The sequence below is a fragment of the Pseudomonas sp. TMW22080 genome (assembly GCF_022496745.1).
Lineage (GTDB): Bacteria > Pseudomonadota > Gammaproteobacteria > Pseudomonadales > Pseudomonadaceae > Aquipseudomonas > Aquipseudomonas bubulae.
In genome coordinates, this window is sequence record NZ_SCFF01000001.1 from 459,316 (window position 1) to 477,816 (window position 18,501).

The 18,501-nt window shown below is 60.1% G+C and carries 11 protein-coding genes; 8 read left to right on the forward strand and 3 right to left on the reverse strand.

Features of this window, described 5'->3' with window-relative positions; genetic code table 11:
• The first annotated feature begins 514 nt into the window (after window positions 1-514).
• From mexE to EQV96_RS02030, 3 genes are read left to right on the forward strand one after another with little or no spacing between them, the layout of a single operon-like run.
• Window positions 515-1,759: a multidrug efflux RND transporter periplasmic adaptor subunit MexE gene (gene mexE, locus EQV96_RS02020; protein WP_095000340.1), complete on the forward strand. Its 1,245-nt coding sequence runs from the start codon at window positions 515-517 to the stop codon at window positions 1,757-1,759.
• A 15-nt stretch (window positions 1,760-1,774) separates the two neighbouring features.
• Window positions 1,775-4,954, forward strand: coding sequence for an efflux RND transporter permease subunit (locus EQV96_RS02025; protein WP_095000341.1), 3,180 nt, complete (start codon window positions 1,775-1,777; stop codon window positions 4,952-4,954).
• Window positions 4,951-6,360 carry a TolC family protein gene (locus tag EQV96_RS02030; RefSeq protein WP_095026460.1) on the forward strand — a complete coding sequence of 470 codons (1,410 nt, stop codon included), beginning with the start codon at window positions 4,951-4,953 and terminating at the stop codon, window positions 6,358-6,360. Before EQV96_RS02025 ends, EQV96_RS02030 begins: the two co-directional genes overlap by 4 nt.
• 140 nt (window positions 6,361-6,500) lie before the next feature.
• Here EQV96_RS02030 and EQV96_RS02035 read toward each other — a convergent pair whose 3' ends face one another.
• A complete protein-coding gene (locus EQV96_RS02035; protein WP_240881174.1) occupies window positions 6,501-8,543 on the reverse strand; it encodes a c-type cytochrome in 2,043 nt (680 codons plus the stop codon).
• Window positions 8,544-8,811: 268 nt separating this feature from the next.
• Between EQV96_RS02035 and tauA the strand changes: the two genes are divergently transcribed.
• Both tauA and EQV96_RS02045 read left to right on the forward strand, forming a co-directional pair.
• Window positions 8,812-9,786 carry a taurine ABC transporter substrate-binding protein gene (gene tauA / locus EQV96_RS02040; protein WP_240881181.1) on the forward strand — a complete coding sequence of 325 codons (975 nt, stop codon included), beginning with the start codon at window positions 8,812-8,814 and terminating at the stop codon, window positions 9,784-9,786.
• 144 nt (window positions 9,787-9,930) lie between these two features.
• The gene (locus EQV96_RS02045) at window positions 9,931-10,926 is read left to right on the forward strand and encodes a GlxA family transcriptional regulator (protein ID WP_095000345.1); all 996 of its coding nucleotides are present in this window, start codon (window positions 9,931-9,933) and stop codon (window positions 10,924-10,926) included.
• A 71-nt stretch (window positions 10,927-10,997) separates the two neighbouring features.
• On the opposite strand, the gene EQV96_RS02050 is transcribed toward EQV96_RS02045, so the two are convergent.
• Window positions 10,998-12,344, reverse strand: a complete 1,347-nt coding sequence (locus EQV96_RS02050) for an MFS transporter (protein ID WP_130871531.1) — start codon at window positions 12,342-12,344, stop codon at window positions 10,998-11,000.
• 258 nt (window positions 12,345-12,602) lie between these two features.
• Complete coding sequence (locus EQV96_RS02055; protein WP_095026464.1) at window positions 12,603-13,814, reverse strand: M24 family metallopeptidase; 1,212 nt, start codon at window positions 13,812-13,814, stop codon at window positions 12,603-12,605.
• Between the two features lie 217 nt (window positions 13,815-14,031).
• On the opposite strand from EQV96_RS02055, the gene EQV96_RS02060 reads away from it, so the two are divergent.
• The 3 genes from EQV96_RS02060 (at window position 14,032) to EQV96_RS02070 (ending at window position 18,486) form a co-directional block, all read left to right on the forward strand.
• Window positions 14,032-14,730 (forward strand): response regulator transcription factor, encoded by a 699-nt coding sequence (locus EQV96_RS02060; protein ID WP_240881182.1) that lies wholly within the window; start codon window positions 14,032-14,034, stop codon window positions 14,728-14,730.
• Complete coding sequence (locus EQV96_RS02065) at window positions 14,730-16,076, forward strand: sensor histidine kinase (protein WP_095026466.1); 1,347 nt, start codon at window positions 14,730-14,732, stop codon at window positions 16,074-16,076. The genes EQV96_RS02060 and EQV96_RS02065 overlap by 1 nt, the downstream gene beginning before the upstream one ends.
• A gap of 187 nt (window positions 16,077-16,263) precedes the next feature.
• A complete protein-coding gene (locus tag EQV96_RS02070) occupies window positions 16,264-18,486 on the forward strand; it encodes a TonB-dependent siderophore receptor (protein ID WP_095026467.1) in 2,223 nt (740 codons plus the stop codon).
• Window positions 18,487-18,501: the final 15 nt, after the last annotated feature.

Genomic DNA, 18,501 nt, shown 5'->3' on the forward strand with positions numbered 1-18,501 from the left:
GCCCGGAGGAAAATAGTCATCCTGCAGGCTTGCTCGCGAGGGCATCATCAGTGCGGGTTGCGCACCCCGACCACCCGGTAGCGCGGCCCGCCAAGGTGGCGAAACATCAACCGCATGGAGCCGCGCCTGGGGTTCGTCCCCAGCACGCTGCCGGTGGTATGCCACCGTGCGCACAGTTGAGCCCCGGGAATCGAAGGCCGTGAGTAAAGGTGTGAATCGATGAAGGGAAGACATGGATGCGTGACCTGACTGGCACATAGACGCACGCAGCCTAGGCAAGCAATCAGCGTGGCAGGTGGTACATATTGGTTATTATTACCCGTCGTGCAACACACCCTACGCTGGCAATAACACAGAATTTAATTGATAGTTTCCTAACAAAAAGCGCAGGCTAGAGAGCTTGGTAACGCTTTGTATCATTCCGGATGATATTGATCTTCGCTGGGTTCGATTCGTGCGCCAGCACTCGCGCCAGCATTATCCGCCCATCTCAATAGATCGGCGGACTCCCCTCATGGAACAGTCACTTAAACATTTGCGCTTCCCACTTGCGGCCCTGGCCATTGTGGTGATGAGCGCATGCGGCAAAACTCCCCAAGCGACTGCTCCGGCTCCTGCTGCAAAAGTCAGTGTGGCCAAGGTGCTTGAGCAACCGGTCAACGAATGGGATGAATTCACCGGTCGCCTGGAAGCTCCAGAGACTGTAGAAATTCGTCCACGCGTGTCGGGCCAGATTGATCAGGTCGCCTTTACCGAGGGCGCCCTGGTGAAAAAGGGCGACTTGCTGTTCCAGATCGACCCGCGACCGTTCCAGGCCACCGTGCGTCAGCTTGAAGCCCAGGTGCAACAGGCCCGCGCCAATGCCAGCCGTACCGACAACGAAGCCCAGCGCGGCGAACGTCTGCGCCAGAGCAATGCCATTTCGGCAGAGCTGGCCGACTCGCGCACCACCGCTGCCCAGCAAGCCCGTGCCGGCGTCGCGGCCATCCAGGCAGAACTGGACCTGGCCAAACTCAACCTGAGCTTTACCCGCGTCACTGCACCGATCAGTGGCCGCGTCAGCCGTGCCGAAATCACTGCGGGCAACATCGTCACCGCCGATGTCACGCCGCTGACCAGCCTGGTGTCCACTGACAAGGTGTACGCCTACTTCGATGCCGACGAACGCGTATTCCTCAAGTACAACCAGCTTGCCCGTCAGGGTCAACGCGGCCAGACCACACCGGTGTACCTGGGCCTGTCCAACGAAGACGGCAACCCGCATCTGGGCCAGATGAACTTCGTCGACAACCGGGTCAACCCGCAAACCGGCACCATCCGTGGCCGCGCCGTGTTCGACAACGCCGACGGCAGCTTTACCCCCGGCCTGTATGCACGCCTGAAACTGGTCGGTAGCGCCACCTACTCCGCCGTGTTGATCAATGAAGAAGCCGTGGGCACCGACTTGGGCAAGAAATTCGTGCTGGTGATGGACGCCGACAACAAGTCGACCTACCGCGCCGTGGACCTGGGCCCGAAAATCGAAGGCCTGCGCATTGTTCGCAGCGGTCTGAACAAGGGCGACACCATTATCGTCAAGGGCCTGCAGAAAGTGCGCCCCGGCTCGCCGGTAACGCCTGAAGTGATCCCGATGGCCAACGAACAGACCCTCGCCGCCCTGGCACAACAACGACAAGCCCTGGAAGCCAGCAACCTGCCACAAATCAAGCCCGCCACTGGCGCGCCGAAGTTGGCCAGCGTCGCGACTCCTCGCGGTTAAGGGACGATAACTCCGATGAATTTTTCCCAGTTCTTTATTCAGCGGCCGATTTTCGCCGCTGTGCTTTCCTTGCTTATCCTGATTGCGGGCGGCATTTCGCTGTTCCAGTTACCGATCAGCGAATACCCTGAAGTGGTTCCGCCTACCGTTGTGGTGCGCGCCAACTTCCCCGGTGCCAACCCCAAGGTGATCGGTGACACCGTGGCCGCACCACTGGAGCAGGCCATCACCGGTGTCGAGAACATGCTGTATATGTCTTCGCAGTCCACCGCTGACGGCAAGATCACCCTGACCATCACCTTTGCCCTGGGCACGGACCTGGACAACGCCCAGGTGCAGGTGCAAAACCGGGTGACCCGCACCCAGCCCAAACTGCCGGAAGAAGTGACGCGCATCGGCATCACGGTGGACAAAGCCTCGCCAGACCTGACCATGGTTGTGCACTTGACCTCGCCGGACAAGCGCTACGACATGCTCTACCTGTCCAACTACGCCATCCTCAATATCAAGGATGAGTTGGCGCGCCTCAACGGTATTGGCGATGTGCAGATGTTCGGCATGGGCGATTACTCGCTGCGGGTATGGCTCGATCCAAACAAAACTGCCTCGCGCAACCTGACAGCCACTGATGTAGTGACCGCCATTCGCGAGCAAAACCGCCAGGTGGCTGCCGGTGCCCTCGGTGCCCCGCCCGCCCCCAATGCCACCAGCTTCCAGCTGTCGGTCAACACCCAGGGCCGCCTGGTCACTGAGGAGGAGTTCGAGAACATCATCATCCGCTCCGGTGATGATGGCCAGATCACCCGCCTCAAGGACATTGCCCGGGTTGAGCTGGGCTCCAGCCAGTACGCCTTGCGTTCCTTGCTGAACAACCAGCCGGCGGTGGCGATCCCGATCTTCCAGCGTCCGGGTTCCAACGCCATCCAGATCTCCAATGACGTTCGCGCCAAGATGGCCGAGCTGAAAAAGAACTTCCCGGAGGGCATGGATTTCGACATCGTTTACGACCCGACCATCTTTGTTCGTGGTTCGATCGAAGCGGTAGTCCACACCCTGTTTGAAGCCCTGATCCTGGTAGTACTGGTTGTAATCCTGTTCCTGCAAACCTGGCGCGCTTCGATTATCCCGCTGGTCGCTGTGCCCGTATCGCTGATCGGTACGTTTGCAGTGATGCATATGTTTGGCTTCTCGCTCAACGCTTTGTCCCTGTTCGGACTGGTGCTGGCCATCGGTATCGTGGTGGACGATGCGATTGTGGTGGTGGAGAACGTCGAGCGAAATATCGAGCTGGGGCTTAACCCCGTCGATGCAACCAAGCGGGCCATGCGCGAAGTAACCGGACCGATCATTGCCACCGCCCTGGTACTGTGTGCGGTGTTTATCCCGGCCGCATTTATTTCGGGCCTGACCGGCCAGTTTTACAAGCAATTTGCCCTGACCATTGCCATTTCGACGGTGATCTCGGCTTTCAACTCGCTGACCCTGTCCCCTGCACTGGCAGCAGTATTGCTTAAAGGCCATCATGCACCGAAAGACCGCTTCACTCGTCTGCTGGACCGTATGTTCGGTGGCTGGTTGTTCGGCCCGTTCAACCGCTTCTTCGTCAAGGCCAGTAACGGCTATGTCGGTACCGTGCGACGGATCATCCGTGGCAGCGGCATCGCCATGCTGGTTTACGCAGGTTTGATGGTGCTGACCTGGGCTGGCTTTGCCCACACGCCCACCGGCTTTGTACCACCGCAAGACAAGCAATACCTGGTGGCCTTCGCCCAACTGCCGGACGCCGCGAGCCTGGACCGCACAGAAGCGGTGATAAAACGCATGTCCGAAATTGCTCTCAAGCAACCTGGCGTTGCCAACTCGGTGGCCTTCCCCGGCCTGTCGATCAACGGTTTTACCAACAGCCCGAACAGCGGCATCGTGTTCACCCCGCTCAAGCCGTTTGATGAACGCAAGGACCCAAGTCAGTCGGCAGCGGCGATTGCCGCCGCGTTGAACGCACAGTTTGCCGACATTCAGGACGCCTATATCGCCATCTTCCCGCCGCCGCCGGTACAGGGGCTGGGCACCATTGGCGGTTTCCGCCTGCAAGTCGAAGACCGCAGTGGTCTGGGCTATGACGAGCTGTACAAAGAAGTGCAGAACGTGATTGCCAAGAGCCATAACGTGCCGGAACTGGCCGGGTTGTTCACCAGCTATCAGGTCAACGTGCCGCAAGTCGATGCCGCTATCGACCGCGAAAAGGCCAAGACCCACGGCGTTGCCATCAGCGACATCTTCGATACCCTGCAGATCTACCTGGGTTCGCTGTATGCCAACGATTTCAACCGCTTCGGTCGGACTTATCAGGTGAATGTGCAGGCCGAGCAGCAGTTCCGTCTCGAACCCGAGCAGATCGGCCAGCTGAAGGTGCGTAACAACAAGGGCGAAATGATCCCGCTGGCGACCTTTATCAAGGTCAGCGACACCGCAGGTCCTGACCGCGTAATGCACTACAACGGCTTTGTCACCGCTGAAATCAACGGCGGCGCAGCACCGGGTTACAGCTCGGGCCAGGCCGAGGCGGCGATGGAAAAACTGCTCAAGGAAGAACTGCCCAACGGCATGACCTACGAATGGACTGAGCTGACCTATCAGCAAATCCTCTCGGGTAATACCGCGCTGTTTGTGTTCCCGCTCTGCGTACTGCTGGCGTTCCTGGTACTGGCCGCTCAATACGAAAGCTGGAGCTTGCCTCTGGCGGTGATCCTGATCGTGCCCATGACCCTGCTTTCAGCCATTACCGGGGTGATTATCTCGGGGGGTGACAACAACATCTTCACCCAGATCGGCCTGATCGTACTGGTGGGGCTGGCGTGCAAGAACGCGATTCTGATCGTCGAGTTTGCCAAGGACAAACAGGAAGAAGGCCTCGACCCGCTGGCAGCGGTGCTGGAAGCCTGCCGTCTGCGTCTGCGGCCGATTCTGATGACCTCCTTCGCCTTTATCATGGGTGTGGTGCCTCTGGTGCTGTCCAGCGGTGCCGGTGCAGAGATGCGCCATGCGATGGGTGTTGCGGTGTTCTCCGGGATGCTCGGGGTGACCTTCTTCGGCCTGCTGCTGACGCCGGTGTTCTATGTATTGATTCGCCGCTATGTAGAGCGCAGTGAAGCGCGCAAAGCGGCCAAGCACCTCACGTTGGAGTCGCAACAATGAGCGTGAAAGTTTTTCTGCCGAGCCTGTTGGTGCTGGCCCTGAGCGCCTGCGCCGTGGGCCCGGACTACAAGACCCCGGCCACGGCCCCGGCACAGATCAGTGCCGACAACCTCAAGGGCTTTGACCGGGCACATTTTGAAGGGATCTGGTGGCAACAGTTTGACGATCCGACCCTCAACCAGCTGGTGACCCAGTCTCTGGCTGGCAACCGCGAGCTGCGCGTGGCATTTGCCCGCCTGCGGGCGGCCCGGGCGATTCGCGATGATGTCAGCAACGACATCATGCCGACCATCACCAGCCGCGCCAGCAGTGATCTGGGCAAGGGCCAGATCCCGGGCACCACCGAGAAGCGCGTCAACAGTGAGCGCTACGACCTGGGCCTGGACATGGCCTGGGAAATCGACTTGTTTGGCCGTATCCAGCGCGAGCTGGAGGCCAGCGATGCCGATGAACAGGCGGCTGCGGCCGATCTGTATCAACTGCAAGTGACCATGATTGCCGAACTGGTGGATGCCTATGGTGAACTACGGGGTGCACAGCTGCGCGAGCGCATCGCCCTGGACAACCTGAAAAACCAGCAGGACTCCAAGGCCATCACTGAAAGCCTGCGTGACGCCGGAGTTGGCGATCAGCTGGACGTGGTGCGCGCTGACGCCCGCCTTGCCTCGGTTGAAGCCAGCGTGCCGCAATTGCAGGCCGAGCAGGTGCGCGAGCGCAATCGTATCGCCACTTTGCTGGGCCAGCGACCTGAGCAATTGAGCGTGGATCTGAGCCCCAAACAGCTACCGGCCATTGCCAAGGCGCTGAATATCGGCAATCCCGGCGACCTGCTGCAACGACGCCCGGACATCATGAGTGCCGAGCGCAAGCTGGCAGCGGCGACGGCCCGTATCGGCGTGGCCAAGGCCGACCTGTTCCCGCGGGTCAGCCTCAGCGGCTTCCTCGGTTTTACTGCCGGACGTGGCTCGCAAATTGGTTCAGCAGCAGCCAATGCCTGGGCACTGGGCCCACGCATTACCTGGCCTGCATTTGACCTGGGCAGCGTGCGAGCACGACTGCGCGGTGCCGATGCAGAGGCCGATGGCGCTCTGGCCAGTTACGAGCAGCAAGTACTGCTGGCGCTGGAAGAGTCGGAAAACGCCTTCAGTGACTACGGCAAACGCCAACAGCGCTTGCTGTCGTTAATACGTCAAAGTGAGTCAAGTCGTACAGCAGCTGACCTCGCAGCCATTCGCTATCGCGAAGGCACGGTGGACTTTCTGGTGCTGCTCGATGCCCAGCGCGAGCGTCTTGCGGCAGAAGACAGCCAGGCCCAGGCCGAGGTTGAGCTGTATCGCGGCGTAGTGGCTATTTACAAAGCATTGGGCGGCGGCTGGCAAGCCGAGACTGTCGCCAGCGCGCACTGATTCAACGAGCTCTTTTGGTTGGCCGCAACCAACCATTTTTTGGCCCCGCGTACATTCGGTCGCGGGGCTTTTTTTTGCTTCGCTGAAGCCCGGCAAACACACAAACACGAACGCTGTCTTGAGGTAAGGAGTGCTTGCCCTTAATACCGTGCATCCACCGGTTTGCCACCCTTGGGCCAGTCCTTGGCCTTGTCGACAAAATCAGGTCGTGGCTGATGGGAGAAGTACTCAGCTACATCCACTGCCTCCTGATCCGATAATCCACCCTGCCCTAACGGGAATTTCTCGTGGAAGCCGATCGGCATATTGCGTTTCACAAACGCCGCCGCCGTGTAAGTGCGCGCCATGCCCGCGCCGATATTGAACGACTCGTTACCCCACAACGGCGGGTACACAAAGCTGCCATCGGCCTGTTTCAGGCCCTGGCCGTTGTCACCGTGGCACACCGCACATTGCTGCGCATAGATCAGTTTGCCGTTTTCCGGATCGGGGACGATTTTCGGATCGACCTTGCCCACCCCCCGGCCCGCGACCTTGTCGCCCGCTACCGTGTTCATTTTCATCCAGTCAAAATACGCCACCATCGCCTGCATATCCGGCGAGGCTACGGGCAAGGGTTGGCCATTCATCGAGCGACGGAAACAACCATTGATCCGCTCCTCCAGTGTCACTTCCTTGCCCGCCCGTGGCGCATAGCCGGGGAAGAACGCCGAGACCCCGACAAAAGGCGAGCCATCGGCCACGGTGCCTGCGTTCAAGTGGCAACTGGTGCAGTTAAGGGCATTGCCGACGTTATCCGGTAACAGCGCCTTGGTTTGCAGATGCAGGCGCATGCCGCGCACCACCTGATCGGCATTGGCGGCACTGAGCAGATTGGCCAGGCGCGGGGTGACAAAGGCGGTCTCGTCGACAGTCTCGGGGTTCAACTGCTTGCGCATCTTCGCGACTTGCCCTGGCTTGATCGCTGGAGCCGCGTTGCCCCAGCTGCTGCGCACAAAGCTGAGGATCTCGGCAATTTCATCATCGCCCAGCCGGGCGAAACCAGGCATGGTGTACACCCGCGGGTGCGTTGCTGTTTGCGGGGTTTTCCAGCCGGTCAGGGTGATATGCAGGAGTGTCGTCGGGTTGGCCGCAACGATCCCCGGGTTGCCGTTCAACGGCGGGAACATGCCTTTGACCCCGCCGCCGTCCGGGCGATGGCAATCAGCGCAGAACTGCGTGTAACCCAACCCGCCACGGCTGCTGTACAACGTATCCGGTGCCTTGGCGGGTGTGATCGCCACGGTTGGCATCGGTAAATCATCCTTGCCTGCAGGCAGCGATTTCAAATAGCTGGCGATGGCAGTCAAGTCTGCATCGGTAAAGTGCTGGGTACTGTGGTGGATCACATCAGCCATATTGCCCGACACCGTAGCAAAACGGTTTTGTCCGGTCTTGAGCAACTGCACGGTGTCCTCCACCGTCCACAGGTTGCGCAGGCTCAAGGCGCGCCAGTGCTCGACGGTTTCCCCCGCCAGATAGTGCTTGCCGGCACTGCCGTCATCGCTCATGGCCTTTTCCTGAAAGGCGATACCACGCGGCGTATGGCACGAGCCGCAATGCCCCAGGCCCTGCACCAGATAGGCGCCACGGTTCAGTTCGACGCTTTTGTCCGGGTCGGGAACAAACGGCTGATTGTCGACAAACGCCCAGTTCCACAGCGCCAGCCCCCAGCGTTGGTTGAACGGGAAGCCCATATCGGCTTCCAGATTGGCCATTTTTACCGGGGCCACGTCGTGCATCAGGTAGGCATACAGGGCGCGCATATCGTCTTCGCTCATCTTCGCGTAAGACGGATACGGCATCGCCGGATAGAGGTTTTTCCCCGCAGGTGTCACACCCTGGCGCATGGCCTTGTCGAACTGTTCAAAGCTGTACTGGCCGATACCTGTCTCGGGATCCGGGGTGATATTGCTCGAGTAAATCGTGCCCATTGGCGTTTTCAGCTCGAGCCCGCCCGCCATCTCGGCCCCGCCCATGGCGGTATGGCAGGCAATGCAGTCACCGAGCCGGGCCACATAGTGGCCGCGTTCAATCAGGTTTTTCTCGGGGTTGGCTGCCGGGGTCGGCTCGCTGGCCTGCACCTCAAGGGTACACAGCAACGTCAGGCCGGCTAATGCCAGACGTGGAAAGGTAGAAAGCATCGCGTTATTCCTTTAAGGCGTCGATCTGGGGTGGTCCCCTCGAAACGGGCCGTGCTGGTTTTGTTATGGACTCCTCACAGGACGCTTGTACCGGCTTTTATCGCCACGACGTTTGACCCGGATCATGCACGCCGCAACCAGGGTGTGTGGCCGGGCGCTCTAAGCTAGTTCCAAAACGGTATTTTCCCCTTTGATTTAAAGCACTTAGATTCGCTGCACCGGACCGCCGGACAGCCCCTTCTTATCTTCTTACAACAAGGTCCAAGCCATGTCCGTGCGCACACTCCTGATTGCTCTTTCCCTCGCAGGCCTCAGCTTCGGCGCGCAGGCAGCTGATTTGACCATCGGCTATATCACCGGCATCGACCCCACCAAACTGGCCCAGGCCGAGGGCAGTTACGAGAAAGCCATCGGTGAAAAGATTGACTGGCGCCGTTTTGATTCGGGTCCGGCGGTGGTGTCGGCCCTGGCCTCCGGGGACCTGCAGATCGGCAATCTGGGCTCAAGCCCGCTGGCTGCCGCGGCCTCGCGCAATGTGCCGCTGGTGACTTTTATCGTCACCGCGCAGATCAAGGGTTCCGAAGCCCTGGTGGTGCGTGACGGCAGCGGTATCAACGGCCCGCAGGACCTGATCGGCAAGACCATCGCCACGCCCTTTGTCTCGACGTCGCACTACAGCCTGCTGGGCGCGCTGAAACACTGGAACCTCACCCCGCAGCAGGTCAAGGTGGTCAACCTGAGCCCTGCGCAAATCACCGCAGCCTGGAAGCGTGGCGATATCGACGGCGCGTTCACCTGGTCACCTGCCCTGGGGGAAATTCGCAAGACCGGGAAAATCCTCACCGACGCCGGCCAGGTCAGCGAATGGGGCGCACCGACTTTTGAAGTCTGGGTCGCACGCAAGGATTTCGCGGATAAACATCCGGAAATCGTCGCTAAATTCGCCAAAGTCAGCCTCGATGCCATCGCCGACTACAACGCCCACCAGACCGCCTGGACTACCGATTCGCCGCAGGTACAGAAAATCGCCCGGCTGACCGGCGCCAGCCCCGAAGACATCCCCGAGTTGCTGCACGGCGCGCACTTCCCTTCGACAGCCGAGCAAAAATCGGCGCAGTTGCTGGGTGGCGGCACGGCCAGAGATATCGCCCAGACTGCGCTGTTCCTCAAGGACCAGGGCAAGATCGAAGGCGTTCTGCCCGACTATTCAACCTTTGTCAGCGATAAATTTTTGCCGCAATAACAAGCTGTTAGCCACTGGCACAACAAATGCTTCGTTACGCCCTACAGCACAGTGCCTTGCACCGCCGGCTCCGCTCTGGCGCTGCAACAACCTGGGTGAACCCCGACGCCAGACGCGTCCCGGATCATAATAAGGAGCGTAAGGATGGCAACGCCTGTTACAGCGTCACCGATAAATATGCCTGCCGTGAAGACCGTGGGCTTTCTGGTGATACCAAACTTCACCACCATCGGTTTTGCCTCGGCCATCGAAACCTTGCGCATGGCCAATATGGCAGCGCGTTGTGAAATGTTTCGCAGCGTTATCATTGCCCCCACCCTTGATCCGGTCATGGCCAGCAACGGCATGCGCATCCTGCCCGACTATGTGATCGGCGATGCACCAAAACTGGACATTTTGCTGGTGGTGGGTTCAAACCCGATCGTCTCCCACCTCAGCAGCCGCCCGGTGCTCAACTGGCTGCGCAAACTGGCCCACGAACAAGTGGCGCTGGGCGGGATCTGCACCGGCAGCTACTGGCTGGCCCGCGCCGGGCTGCTCAAGGGTTATCGCTGCACCATCCACTGGGAAGATATCGAAACCCTCAAGGACCATTTCCCGGGGATCATTATTTCCAATCAGTTATTCGAACTGGATCGCGACCGCTATACCTGCTCGGGTGGCGTGGCGTCGATGGACATGACCTTGCAATTGATTGCCCGCGAACCGGGTGGCCGCGAGATTGCGGCCCACGCTGCCGAGTTGCTGCTGTGTGACCGAGCCCGCGGGCCGCAAGAGCAACAGCGCGTACCGCTGCGCCAGAAGCTGGGTACATCGCAGCCCAAACTGAGTCAGGTGGTGGCAATCATGGAGGCCAATCTGGAAGAGCCGGTCAGCCTGGAAGACCTGGCGCGGTTGAACGAAGTGTCGGTACGTCAGCTAGAACGCCTGTTCCACAAACACCTGCAACGCACACCCAGCCAGTACTACCTGGAGTTACGCCTGGCCAGGGCCCGGAGCCTGTTGCTGCGCAGCGAATCACAAGTGCGGGATATCGCCCTGGCCTGTGGCTTTGTCTCGGCGGCGCATTTTTCCAAGTGCTATAGCCGCTTGTTTGGTGTATCGCCCATTGGTGAGCGCAAGCAGGTGGCGTTGCACTAAAACATCACCCGTAGCAGCTGAGGAGCGGAGCGAGGCTGCGTCCGGCTGCTACGGAGGTAGGAGGCGGCAGGTTAATCCTGCAACGCCTTGTACGCCGTCTCGCGGCTGGCCAGCATCGCCACCAGTGCCACTGCCGCGGCGGCCAGCAGGTACCAGGCCGGGGCCATTTTGTTGCCGGTCATCTGAATCAGCCAGGTGGCAATAAACGGCGCAGTCCCGCCGAACACGGCGTTGGCCACGTTAAAGCTGAAGGCAAAACCGCTGAAGCGCACCCGGGTCGGGAAGATCTCGGCCAGAAAGCACGGCAAGGTGCCGTCGTTCATTGCCAGGATGGCACCGAAGGCAATCTGGATCATCAGGATCACCAGCAGTGACGGGTTGCCCAGCATCCCGAACAGCGGAAAGGTCAGCAGCAGGAACATCACCGAGGCACTGACCAGCATGGTCTTGCGGCCATAGCGGTCCGACAGCTTGCCCATCAAAAAAATCAGACCGATATAGGTCGCCAGCGACACCGTGGAAGCGATAAAGGAATCACTCTCGCTCATGCCCATTTCCGTCGACAGGTAGGTCGGCATGTAACTGAGCAACAGGTAGAAGGCCACCGCATTCAGACAGGTCACGCCAATCCCGATCAATACCGGCCGACGATGCACCGTGAGCAACTCACGAACCGGGGCATGGGTCGCACACTCCTTGGCTTCCAGACGCTTTTCCATCTCCAGGAACTTGGGTGAGTCCTGCAAATGCACACGGATATAGCGCCCCACCAGGCCAAAGGGTGCCGCCAGCAGGAACGGCAGGCGCCAGCCCCAGTCGTGCAGGTTTTCAACCGTCATCAAGGCATGCATGCCCGCGACAAATACCGCGCCAAACAACAGGCCGGCCGCCGTGCTCGCCGGTACGATGCTGGTATAAAAACCGCGCTTGCCCTCAGGTGCATACTCGGCCAGAAACGCCGAAGCGCCCGCGTATTCCCCTGAGGCCGAAAAGCCCTGCACCAGACGAATCAACAACAGCAACACCGGTGCCCAGAGGCCGATCTGGTTATAGGTGGGCAGCATGCCGATGCAAAAAGTCGCCACGGTCATGATCAGGATCGACCAGGACAAGGCGCTGCGCCGCCCGTACTTGTCGCCAAAATGCCCCCAGACCAGACCACCGAACGGGCGCACGATAAACGACAGGGCGAACACCGCGAAAGTGGCCAGCAGCCCGGTGGTGGTATCGGTTTGCGGGAAGAACGTCAGGGCGATCACCGTCGCCAGGTAACCATAGGCAGCGTAGTCAAACCACTCGACAAAGTTGCCCATAAAGCTGGCTGTGGCGGCACGGCGCAATGCCTTGCGCTCACTGAGGCGCTCGACCTGCTGTTCGGGGGTCAGGGGCAAAGCGATAGTTGCGCTGGGGATACTCATTGAGCACCTCCTGAGAAAGAGATGCGTGATGGAAAAATGGCAAGCAACGTCGCGACATGGGACATGACAGATACCCTCATTGTGTTCTTTTTGGCAGGGGTAAACAGGTCAGAAAACGCTGCGCAATCTGTGTGCGCATACGTTGGTATCGAGCTCGGAGTGGGAGCGAGCCTGCTCGCGAAGGTATCACCCCGGATTGACGAGGCGCCGCGGTGATACCTTCGCGGGCAGGCCCGCTCCCACAATGCCGCGCAATGACTATTTTTTGATGATGTTGTGCTGCGGGCCATACGGGAAGTGGGTGATGTTCTCGCCGCCCTTTTCGTTGACGATCAGGATATCGTGCTCGCGATACCCACCTGCTCCCGGACGACCTTCAGGGATCATGATCATCGGCTCGATCGACACCACCATGCCCGGCTCCAGCACCGTATCGATATCTTCACGCAACTCCAGCCCGGCCTCGCGGCCATAGTAATGACTGAGGGTGCCAAAGGAGTGACCATACCCGAAGGTGCGGTATTGCAGCAGGTCGTGTTCCATGAAAATTTCATTGAGCTGCAGAGCAATGTCCGAACACTTCATGCCGGGCCTGATCAGCTTCAGGCCGGCCTCGTGTACCTTGACGTTGACCTCCCACAGGCGCAGGTGCTCGTCGGAGCAATGGCCCAGAAACAGGGTGCGTTCCAGCGCCGTGTAGTAACCGGCAATCATCGGAAAGCAGTTGAGGCTGAGGATATCGCCCTTGTTCACCTTGCGGCTGGTGACCGGGTTATGGGCGCCGTCGGTGTTGATCCCCGACTGGAACCAGGTCCAGGTATCCATCAACTCCGAATCGGGAAAGGTACGGGCAATTTCACGCACCATCGCCTGGGTGGCATGCAGCGCCACTTCATATTCCGGCACCTGATCGCGCAAGGCCTCGACGATGGCCGCGCCACCAATATCGGCAATCCGTGCGCCGTGGCGAATGATGGCGTGTTCTTCCGCCGACTTGATCATGCGCATACGCATGCACGGCGCGGCGATGTCCACCAGCTCGGCCTGGGGATAGCGGCTGGCGAGCTTGTCGCGATTGAGCAGGTTCATGTGATCGAACTCGATACCGATGCGCCCCGCCTTGGGCAGCGCCTGCTGGATCGCCACAAAGTAGTTGTCGCGCTGCCAGTCGGTATACACGATGTTGTCGGTGCCCATGGTCCGGCGCCACGGCTGCCCGCCGTCAATATTGGCGCTGATGGTCACCGCGCTGTCCTGGGTCACCACCAGCGCGTAGTTGCGGCCAAATGAGCAATACAGGAAATCGCTGTAGTAGTTGAGGTTGTGGTACGAGGTGAACACAGCAGCATCGATGTTGTTCTGCGCCATATAGGCCCGCAGTTTTCCCTGGCGGTTGGCGTACTCCTGGGCCGAGAACGTCGGAGTGACCTTTTCGCCGTTCTTTATCTGGATGGTTTTCGGCATTTGCATGGCATATGTCCCTGTCATTGATCGAGCGTCAGGAGCCGCCGGCAGGCGGGTCGTTGAGGAACATTCGAACAGATACAGGCACGGCTTTTTTGCGCGAATCCGACCTGTAGTTGATCAGATCCGCTGTGCAATCTTGCCCTCTATCCTTGATAGCATTTGCGCAGCATGGCCAATGATGGGATATTCGCAAATGTGAAATATTCTCATTAGAACCCCTATGCACACATCCCCCCGGCTACTTCTGGTAGAAGACGACTTCAGGCTGCGCCACGATCTGGAGCGACATCTGCTGCAACGCGGCTTTGCCGTGACATCCTGCATCGACGGCATCCAGGGCCTGAGCGCTTTGCAGTCGCAGTGTTTCGACCTGGTGCTGCTCGATATCATGCTGCCCGGCATGGACGGTCTGGCGCTGCTGGAAGCCCTGCGCCTGCAACAAAACGTCCCGGTGATGCTGATGTCGGCCTTGGGCAACGAGCAAGACCGAATCACCGGGTTTACCCGAGGTGCCGACGACTATCTGCCCAAACCCTTCAGCCTCGCCGAGCTGGACGCCCGCACCGATGCCCTGCTGCGGCGCATGGCCATGTTCCAGCGCCCGCCGGGGCTGCCGCACCAGCCGCGGCTGAGCTTTGATGAAGAGGCTCTGGACGTGGTGCACAACGGCCAGAGTGCAGGCCTGACCCACTCCGAATTCCGCCTGCTGAGCATCCTGCACGAACATGACGGCGAGGCCTTGAGCAAGGCGTTTCTCTACCAGCAGGTGCTTCACCGCATCTACACCCGGCTGGACCGCGGCCTGGATGTACATGTGTGCAATGTGCGGCGCAAGCTGGCGGCCATTGGCGTGCGGCATGTGCAGATCCAGGCCGTGCGTGGCCAGGGTTATATCCTGGTCAGCATGGATAACCCCTGATGCGCCGCCATCCCTTGCTATGGAAACTGGCCCTGCTGCAAATCGCTTTCTGCCTGCTGCTGACCTGGATCATCTGGATCTGGGGAGTATCGGCCGAACGTCGCACCTATTTTCTTTCGGCCGCCGACCAGCAGTACCTGGCCGACTACGCACAGCAGGCTGAAGGCATCTGGCACAACCAGGGCCCGGCCGGGTTGGCACGTTTTAGCGAAGAGCTGATGGCGAGGGAGGACACCTGGGTAACGGTACTGGGGCCAAACCTGCAAAGCCTGAGCAATACCCCTCTCACCGCCCACAACTATCACCAGTTGACCTTTATGCGCCAACTGAACTGGCCCATGAGCCGACGTCTGCAGGACGAGCTGCCCTATGTCAGCATCCCCTTTCCCGGGCAGCCGCAACAAGGCCAGCTGGTGATCCAGCTTCCCGAGCGGTTGTTGCCCGGAGGCCTGACACCCTGGACCCATGTGCTCAGTCACGGCGTGATGCCAACGCTGCTGGCCGCGCTCCTCGGGCTGCTGATCTACCGCCACCTGGTGCTGCCACTCAACCGTTTGCGTGACCGCGCCGACGCCTTGCGTGCCGATGACCTGGACAGTGAAGCACCGCTGCCGCTGATCAAACGCAGGGATGAACTGGGGGAACTGGCCCAGGCCTTCGAACACATGGCCAGCCGCCTGCGCCAGAGCCTCAACCAGCAACGCCTGTTATTGCGCACCCTGTCCCATGAACTGCGTACCCCCCTGGCACGATTGCGCATCGCCCACGACAGCCATTTACCGGCTGAGCACATGCGCCAGCGACTCGATCGCGAGATCGACGATATGCAGCGCCTGCTGGAAGACACCCTCAACCTCGCCTGGATGGACACCGAGCGCCCGCAACTGGCAAGCGAGCCGGTGCTGGTACTGTCCGTATGGGAAGCCCTGTGTGAAGACGCCTGCTTTGAAAGCGGTTGGCCGGTCGAGCGACTGCCCTGTCTGCTGGGCGAAGACTGTTACGTGCAAGTGCATCTCGACAGCCTGGCCCAGGCCCTGGAAAACCTGCTGCGCAATGCAATACGTTATTCACCGCCTGCAGGCAAAGTGACTTTGAGCGGCTGGCGTGAAGGTGATGCCTGGCACCTGTGCCTGAGCGACCAAGGCCCCGGCGTCGATCCGCAGGACCTGGCCAGCCTGTTCGTGCCCTACCAGCGCCTGAAGGGTTCGCTAGGCGAAGGCTTCGGCCTGGGCCTGGCCATCGCCCAACGTGCCATTGAACTGCAACAGGGCCGGTTGTGGGCCAGCAATGGCCAGCCGGGGCTGTGCATGCATGTGCTGTTGCCGGTGGCGCGTCCTCCTGACTGAAACAGAAAACCCTGTGGGCTTGCCCGCGATGCCGCCAACTCGGTTCAACAGACAAACAGCGGCGATCCCATCGCGGGCAAGCCCGCTCCCACAGTGAAGTGTTTAGAAAGTTAATGCGCTTTACTCTCAATTAGCAGTCATTATCATTCGTGATCTTCCTGTATCAGGCTGTCCCGGAGATCACCCGATGTTGCAACATGCGCTGCGCCCTATCGCTCCCTTCGTTCTGTCCGGCTGCTGCTTGCTGGCCAGCTCCGTGCATGCCGCTGCCGCGCTGGAGCTGGAAAACACCAACGTGGTTGCCACCGCCCTGGAAGAAACCAAACAGGCACCCGGGGTCTCGGTGATCACCGCAGAGGACATCAAGAAACGCCCACCGTCCAACGATCTGTCGCAGATCATCCGCACCATGCCCGGGGTCAATCTCACGGGCAACTCCACCAGCGGCCAGCGCGGCAACAACCGTCAGATCGACATCCGCGGCATGGGCCCGGAAAACACCCTGATCCTGGTCGACGGCAAACCGGTCAACAGCCGCAATTCGGTGCGCTACGGCTGGCGCGGCGAGCGTGACAGCCGTGGCGATACCAACTGGGTACCTGCCGATCAGGTAGAGAGCATCGAAGTACTGCGCGGTCCGGCCGCGGCCCTCTATGGCAACGGCGCGGCTGGCGGCGTGGTGAATATCATCACCAAGCAGGCCGGGGCCGAAACCCACGGCAACGTCACGGTCTATTCCAACTTCCCGACCCACAAGGACGAAGGCGCCAGCAAGCGCGTGAGTTTCGGCCTCAACGGCCCGCTCACCGACAACCTGAGCTATCGCGTATACGGCAATATCGCCAAGACCGACCCGGATGACTGGGACATCAACTCAGGCCATGAATCAGAGCGCACCGGCAACCAGGCCGGCACCCTGCCCGCTGGCCGCGAAGGCGTGCGCAACAAGGATGTCAACGGCCTGCTCAGCTGGCGCATGACCCCGCAGCAGACCCTCGACTTCGAGGCTGGTTACAGCCGTCAGGGCAACCTCTATACCGGCGATACGCAAAACACCAACAGCAACGCCTACGTCAAAAGCCTGCTGGGCCACGAGACCAACCGTACCTACCGCGAAACCTATGCCCTGACCCACCGTGGTGAATGGGACTTTGGTAACAGCATGGCCTACCTGCAATACGAAAAAACCCGTAATACGCGGATCAACGAAGGCCTGGCAGGCGGCACCGAGGGCATTTTCAGCAGTGGTGATTTCTATACTGCGGTATTGCGCGACCTGACCGCCCACGGCGAGGTCAATCTGCCGCTGCACGCAGGTTTCGACCAGACCCTGACCCTGGGCAGCGAATGGACCCAGCAAAAGCTCGACGACCCCAGCGCCAACACCCAGTCCACCAGCGAAGGCGGTTCGGTCAGCGGCCTGAGCAGCAGCAATCGCAGCACCACCTCCTCGGCGCAGATTTTCTCGTTGTTTGCCGCCGACAATATCGAGCTGCTACCCGGCACCATGCTCACCCCCGGCCTGCGCCTGGACCACCACAGCGTGGTCGGCAACAACTGGAGCCCGTCGCTTAACCTGTCCCATGCCCTGACCGAAACAGTCACCCTCAAGGCCGGCATCGCCCGCGCCTATAAAGCGCCTAACCTGTACCAGCTCAACCCCGATTACCTGCTCTACAGCCGCGGCCAGGGTTGCTATGGCCAGAGCACCAGTTGCTACCTGCAAGGCAACGCCGACCTGAAAGCCGAAACCAGCGTCAACAAGGAACTGGGCATCGAGTACAAGGAGAACGGCGTCGTCGCTGGCCTGACTTACTTTCGCAACGATTACAAAAACAAGATCGAATCCGGCATGAGCCCCATCGGCAATGCCGTGGGCGGAACAGGCACCTATGCCAATGCCGCGATCTACCAGTGGGAAAACGTACCCAAGGCACTGGTCGAAGGCCTTGAAGGCACCCTTGCCCTGCCCCTGGCGCCGCAACTGACCTGGACCAACAACTTCACCTATATGCTGCAATCGAAAAACAAGCAGACCGGTGACGCCCTGTCCGTCACCCCGCGCTACACCCTTAACTCCATGCTGGACTGGCAGGCAACCGATGACCTGTCGCTGCAAGCGAGCGTGGCCTGGTACGGCAAACAGACACCGAAAAAATTCGACTACCACGGCGACCGCGTCACCGGCACCGCCAACAACCAGCTTTCGCCTTATGCCATTGCCGGCATCAGCGGTACCTACGCCATTACCGCCAACCTGAGCCTGACCACGGGTATCGATAACCTGTTCGACAAGCGCCTGTTCCGTGAGGGCAACGCCCAGGGTGTGACCAATATCGCCGGGGCCGGGGCGGCGACTTACAACGAGCCGGGGCGTACGCTCTACACCAGCCTGACCGCGTCGTTTTAAAGCATAACGAGATCG

What these genes read in the sequence shown, in the direction of transcription:
- EQV96_RS02035 (WP_240881174.1), bottom strand. Translation starts at nt 8,543, where the DNA reads ATGCTTTCTACCTTTCCACGTCTGGCATTAGCCGGCCTGACGTTGCTG.
- EQV96_RS02025 (WP_095000341.1), top strand. Translation starts at nt 1,775, where the DNA reads ATGAATTTTTCCCAGTTCTTTATTCAGCGGCCGATTTTCGCCGCTGTG.
- EQV96_RS02050 (WP_130871531.1), bottom strand. Translation starts at nt 12,344, where the DNA reads ATGAGTATCCCCAGCGCAACTATCGCTTTGCCCCTGACCCCCGAACAG.
- EQV96_RS02060 (WP_240881182.1), top strand. Translation starts at nt 14,032, where the DNA reads ATGCACACATCCCCCCGGCTACTTCTGGTAGAAGACGACTTCAGGCTG.
- EQV96_RS02045 (WP_095000345.1), top strand. Translation starts at nt 9,931, where the DNA reads ATGGCAACGCCTGTTACAGCGTCACCGATAAATATGCCTGCCGTGAAG.
- EQV96_RS02055 (WP_095026464.1), bottom strand. Translation starts at nt 13,814, where the DNA reads ATGCAAATGCCGAAAACCATCCAGATAAAGAACGGCGAAAAGGTCACT.
- EQV96_RS02030 (WP_095026460.1), top strand. Translation starts at nt 4,951, where the DNA reads ATGAGCGTGAAAGTTTTTCTGCCGAGCCTGTTGGTGCTGGCCCTGAGC.
- mexE (WP_095000340.1), top strand. Translation starts at nt 515, where the DNA reads ATGGAACAGTCACTTAAACATTTGCGCTTCCCACTTGCGGCCCTGGCC.
- tauA (WP_240881181.1), top strand. Translation starts at nt 8,812, where the DNA reads ATGTCCGTGCGCACACTCCTGATTGCTCTTTCCCTCGCAGGCCTCAGC.
- EQV96_RS02065 (WP_095026466.1), top strand. Translation starts at nt 14,730, where the DNA reads ATGCGCCGCCATCCCTTGCTATGGAAACTGGCCCTGCTGCAAATCGCT.
- EQV96_RS02070 (WP_095026467.1), top strand. Translation starts at nt 16,264, where the DNA reads ATGTTGCAACATGCGCTGCGCCCTATCGCTCCCTTCGTTCTGTCCGGC.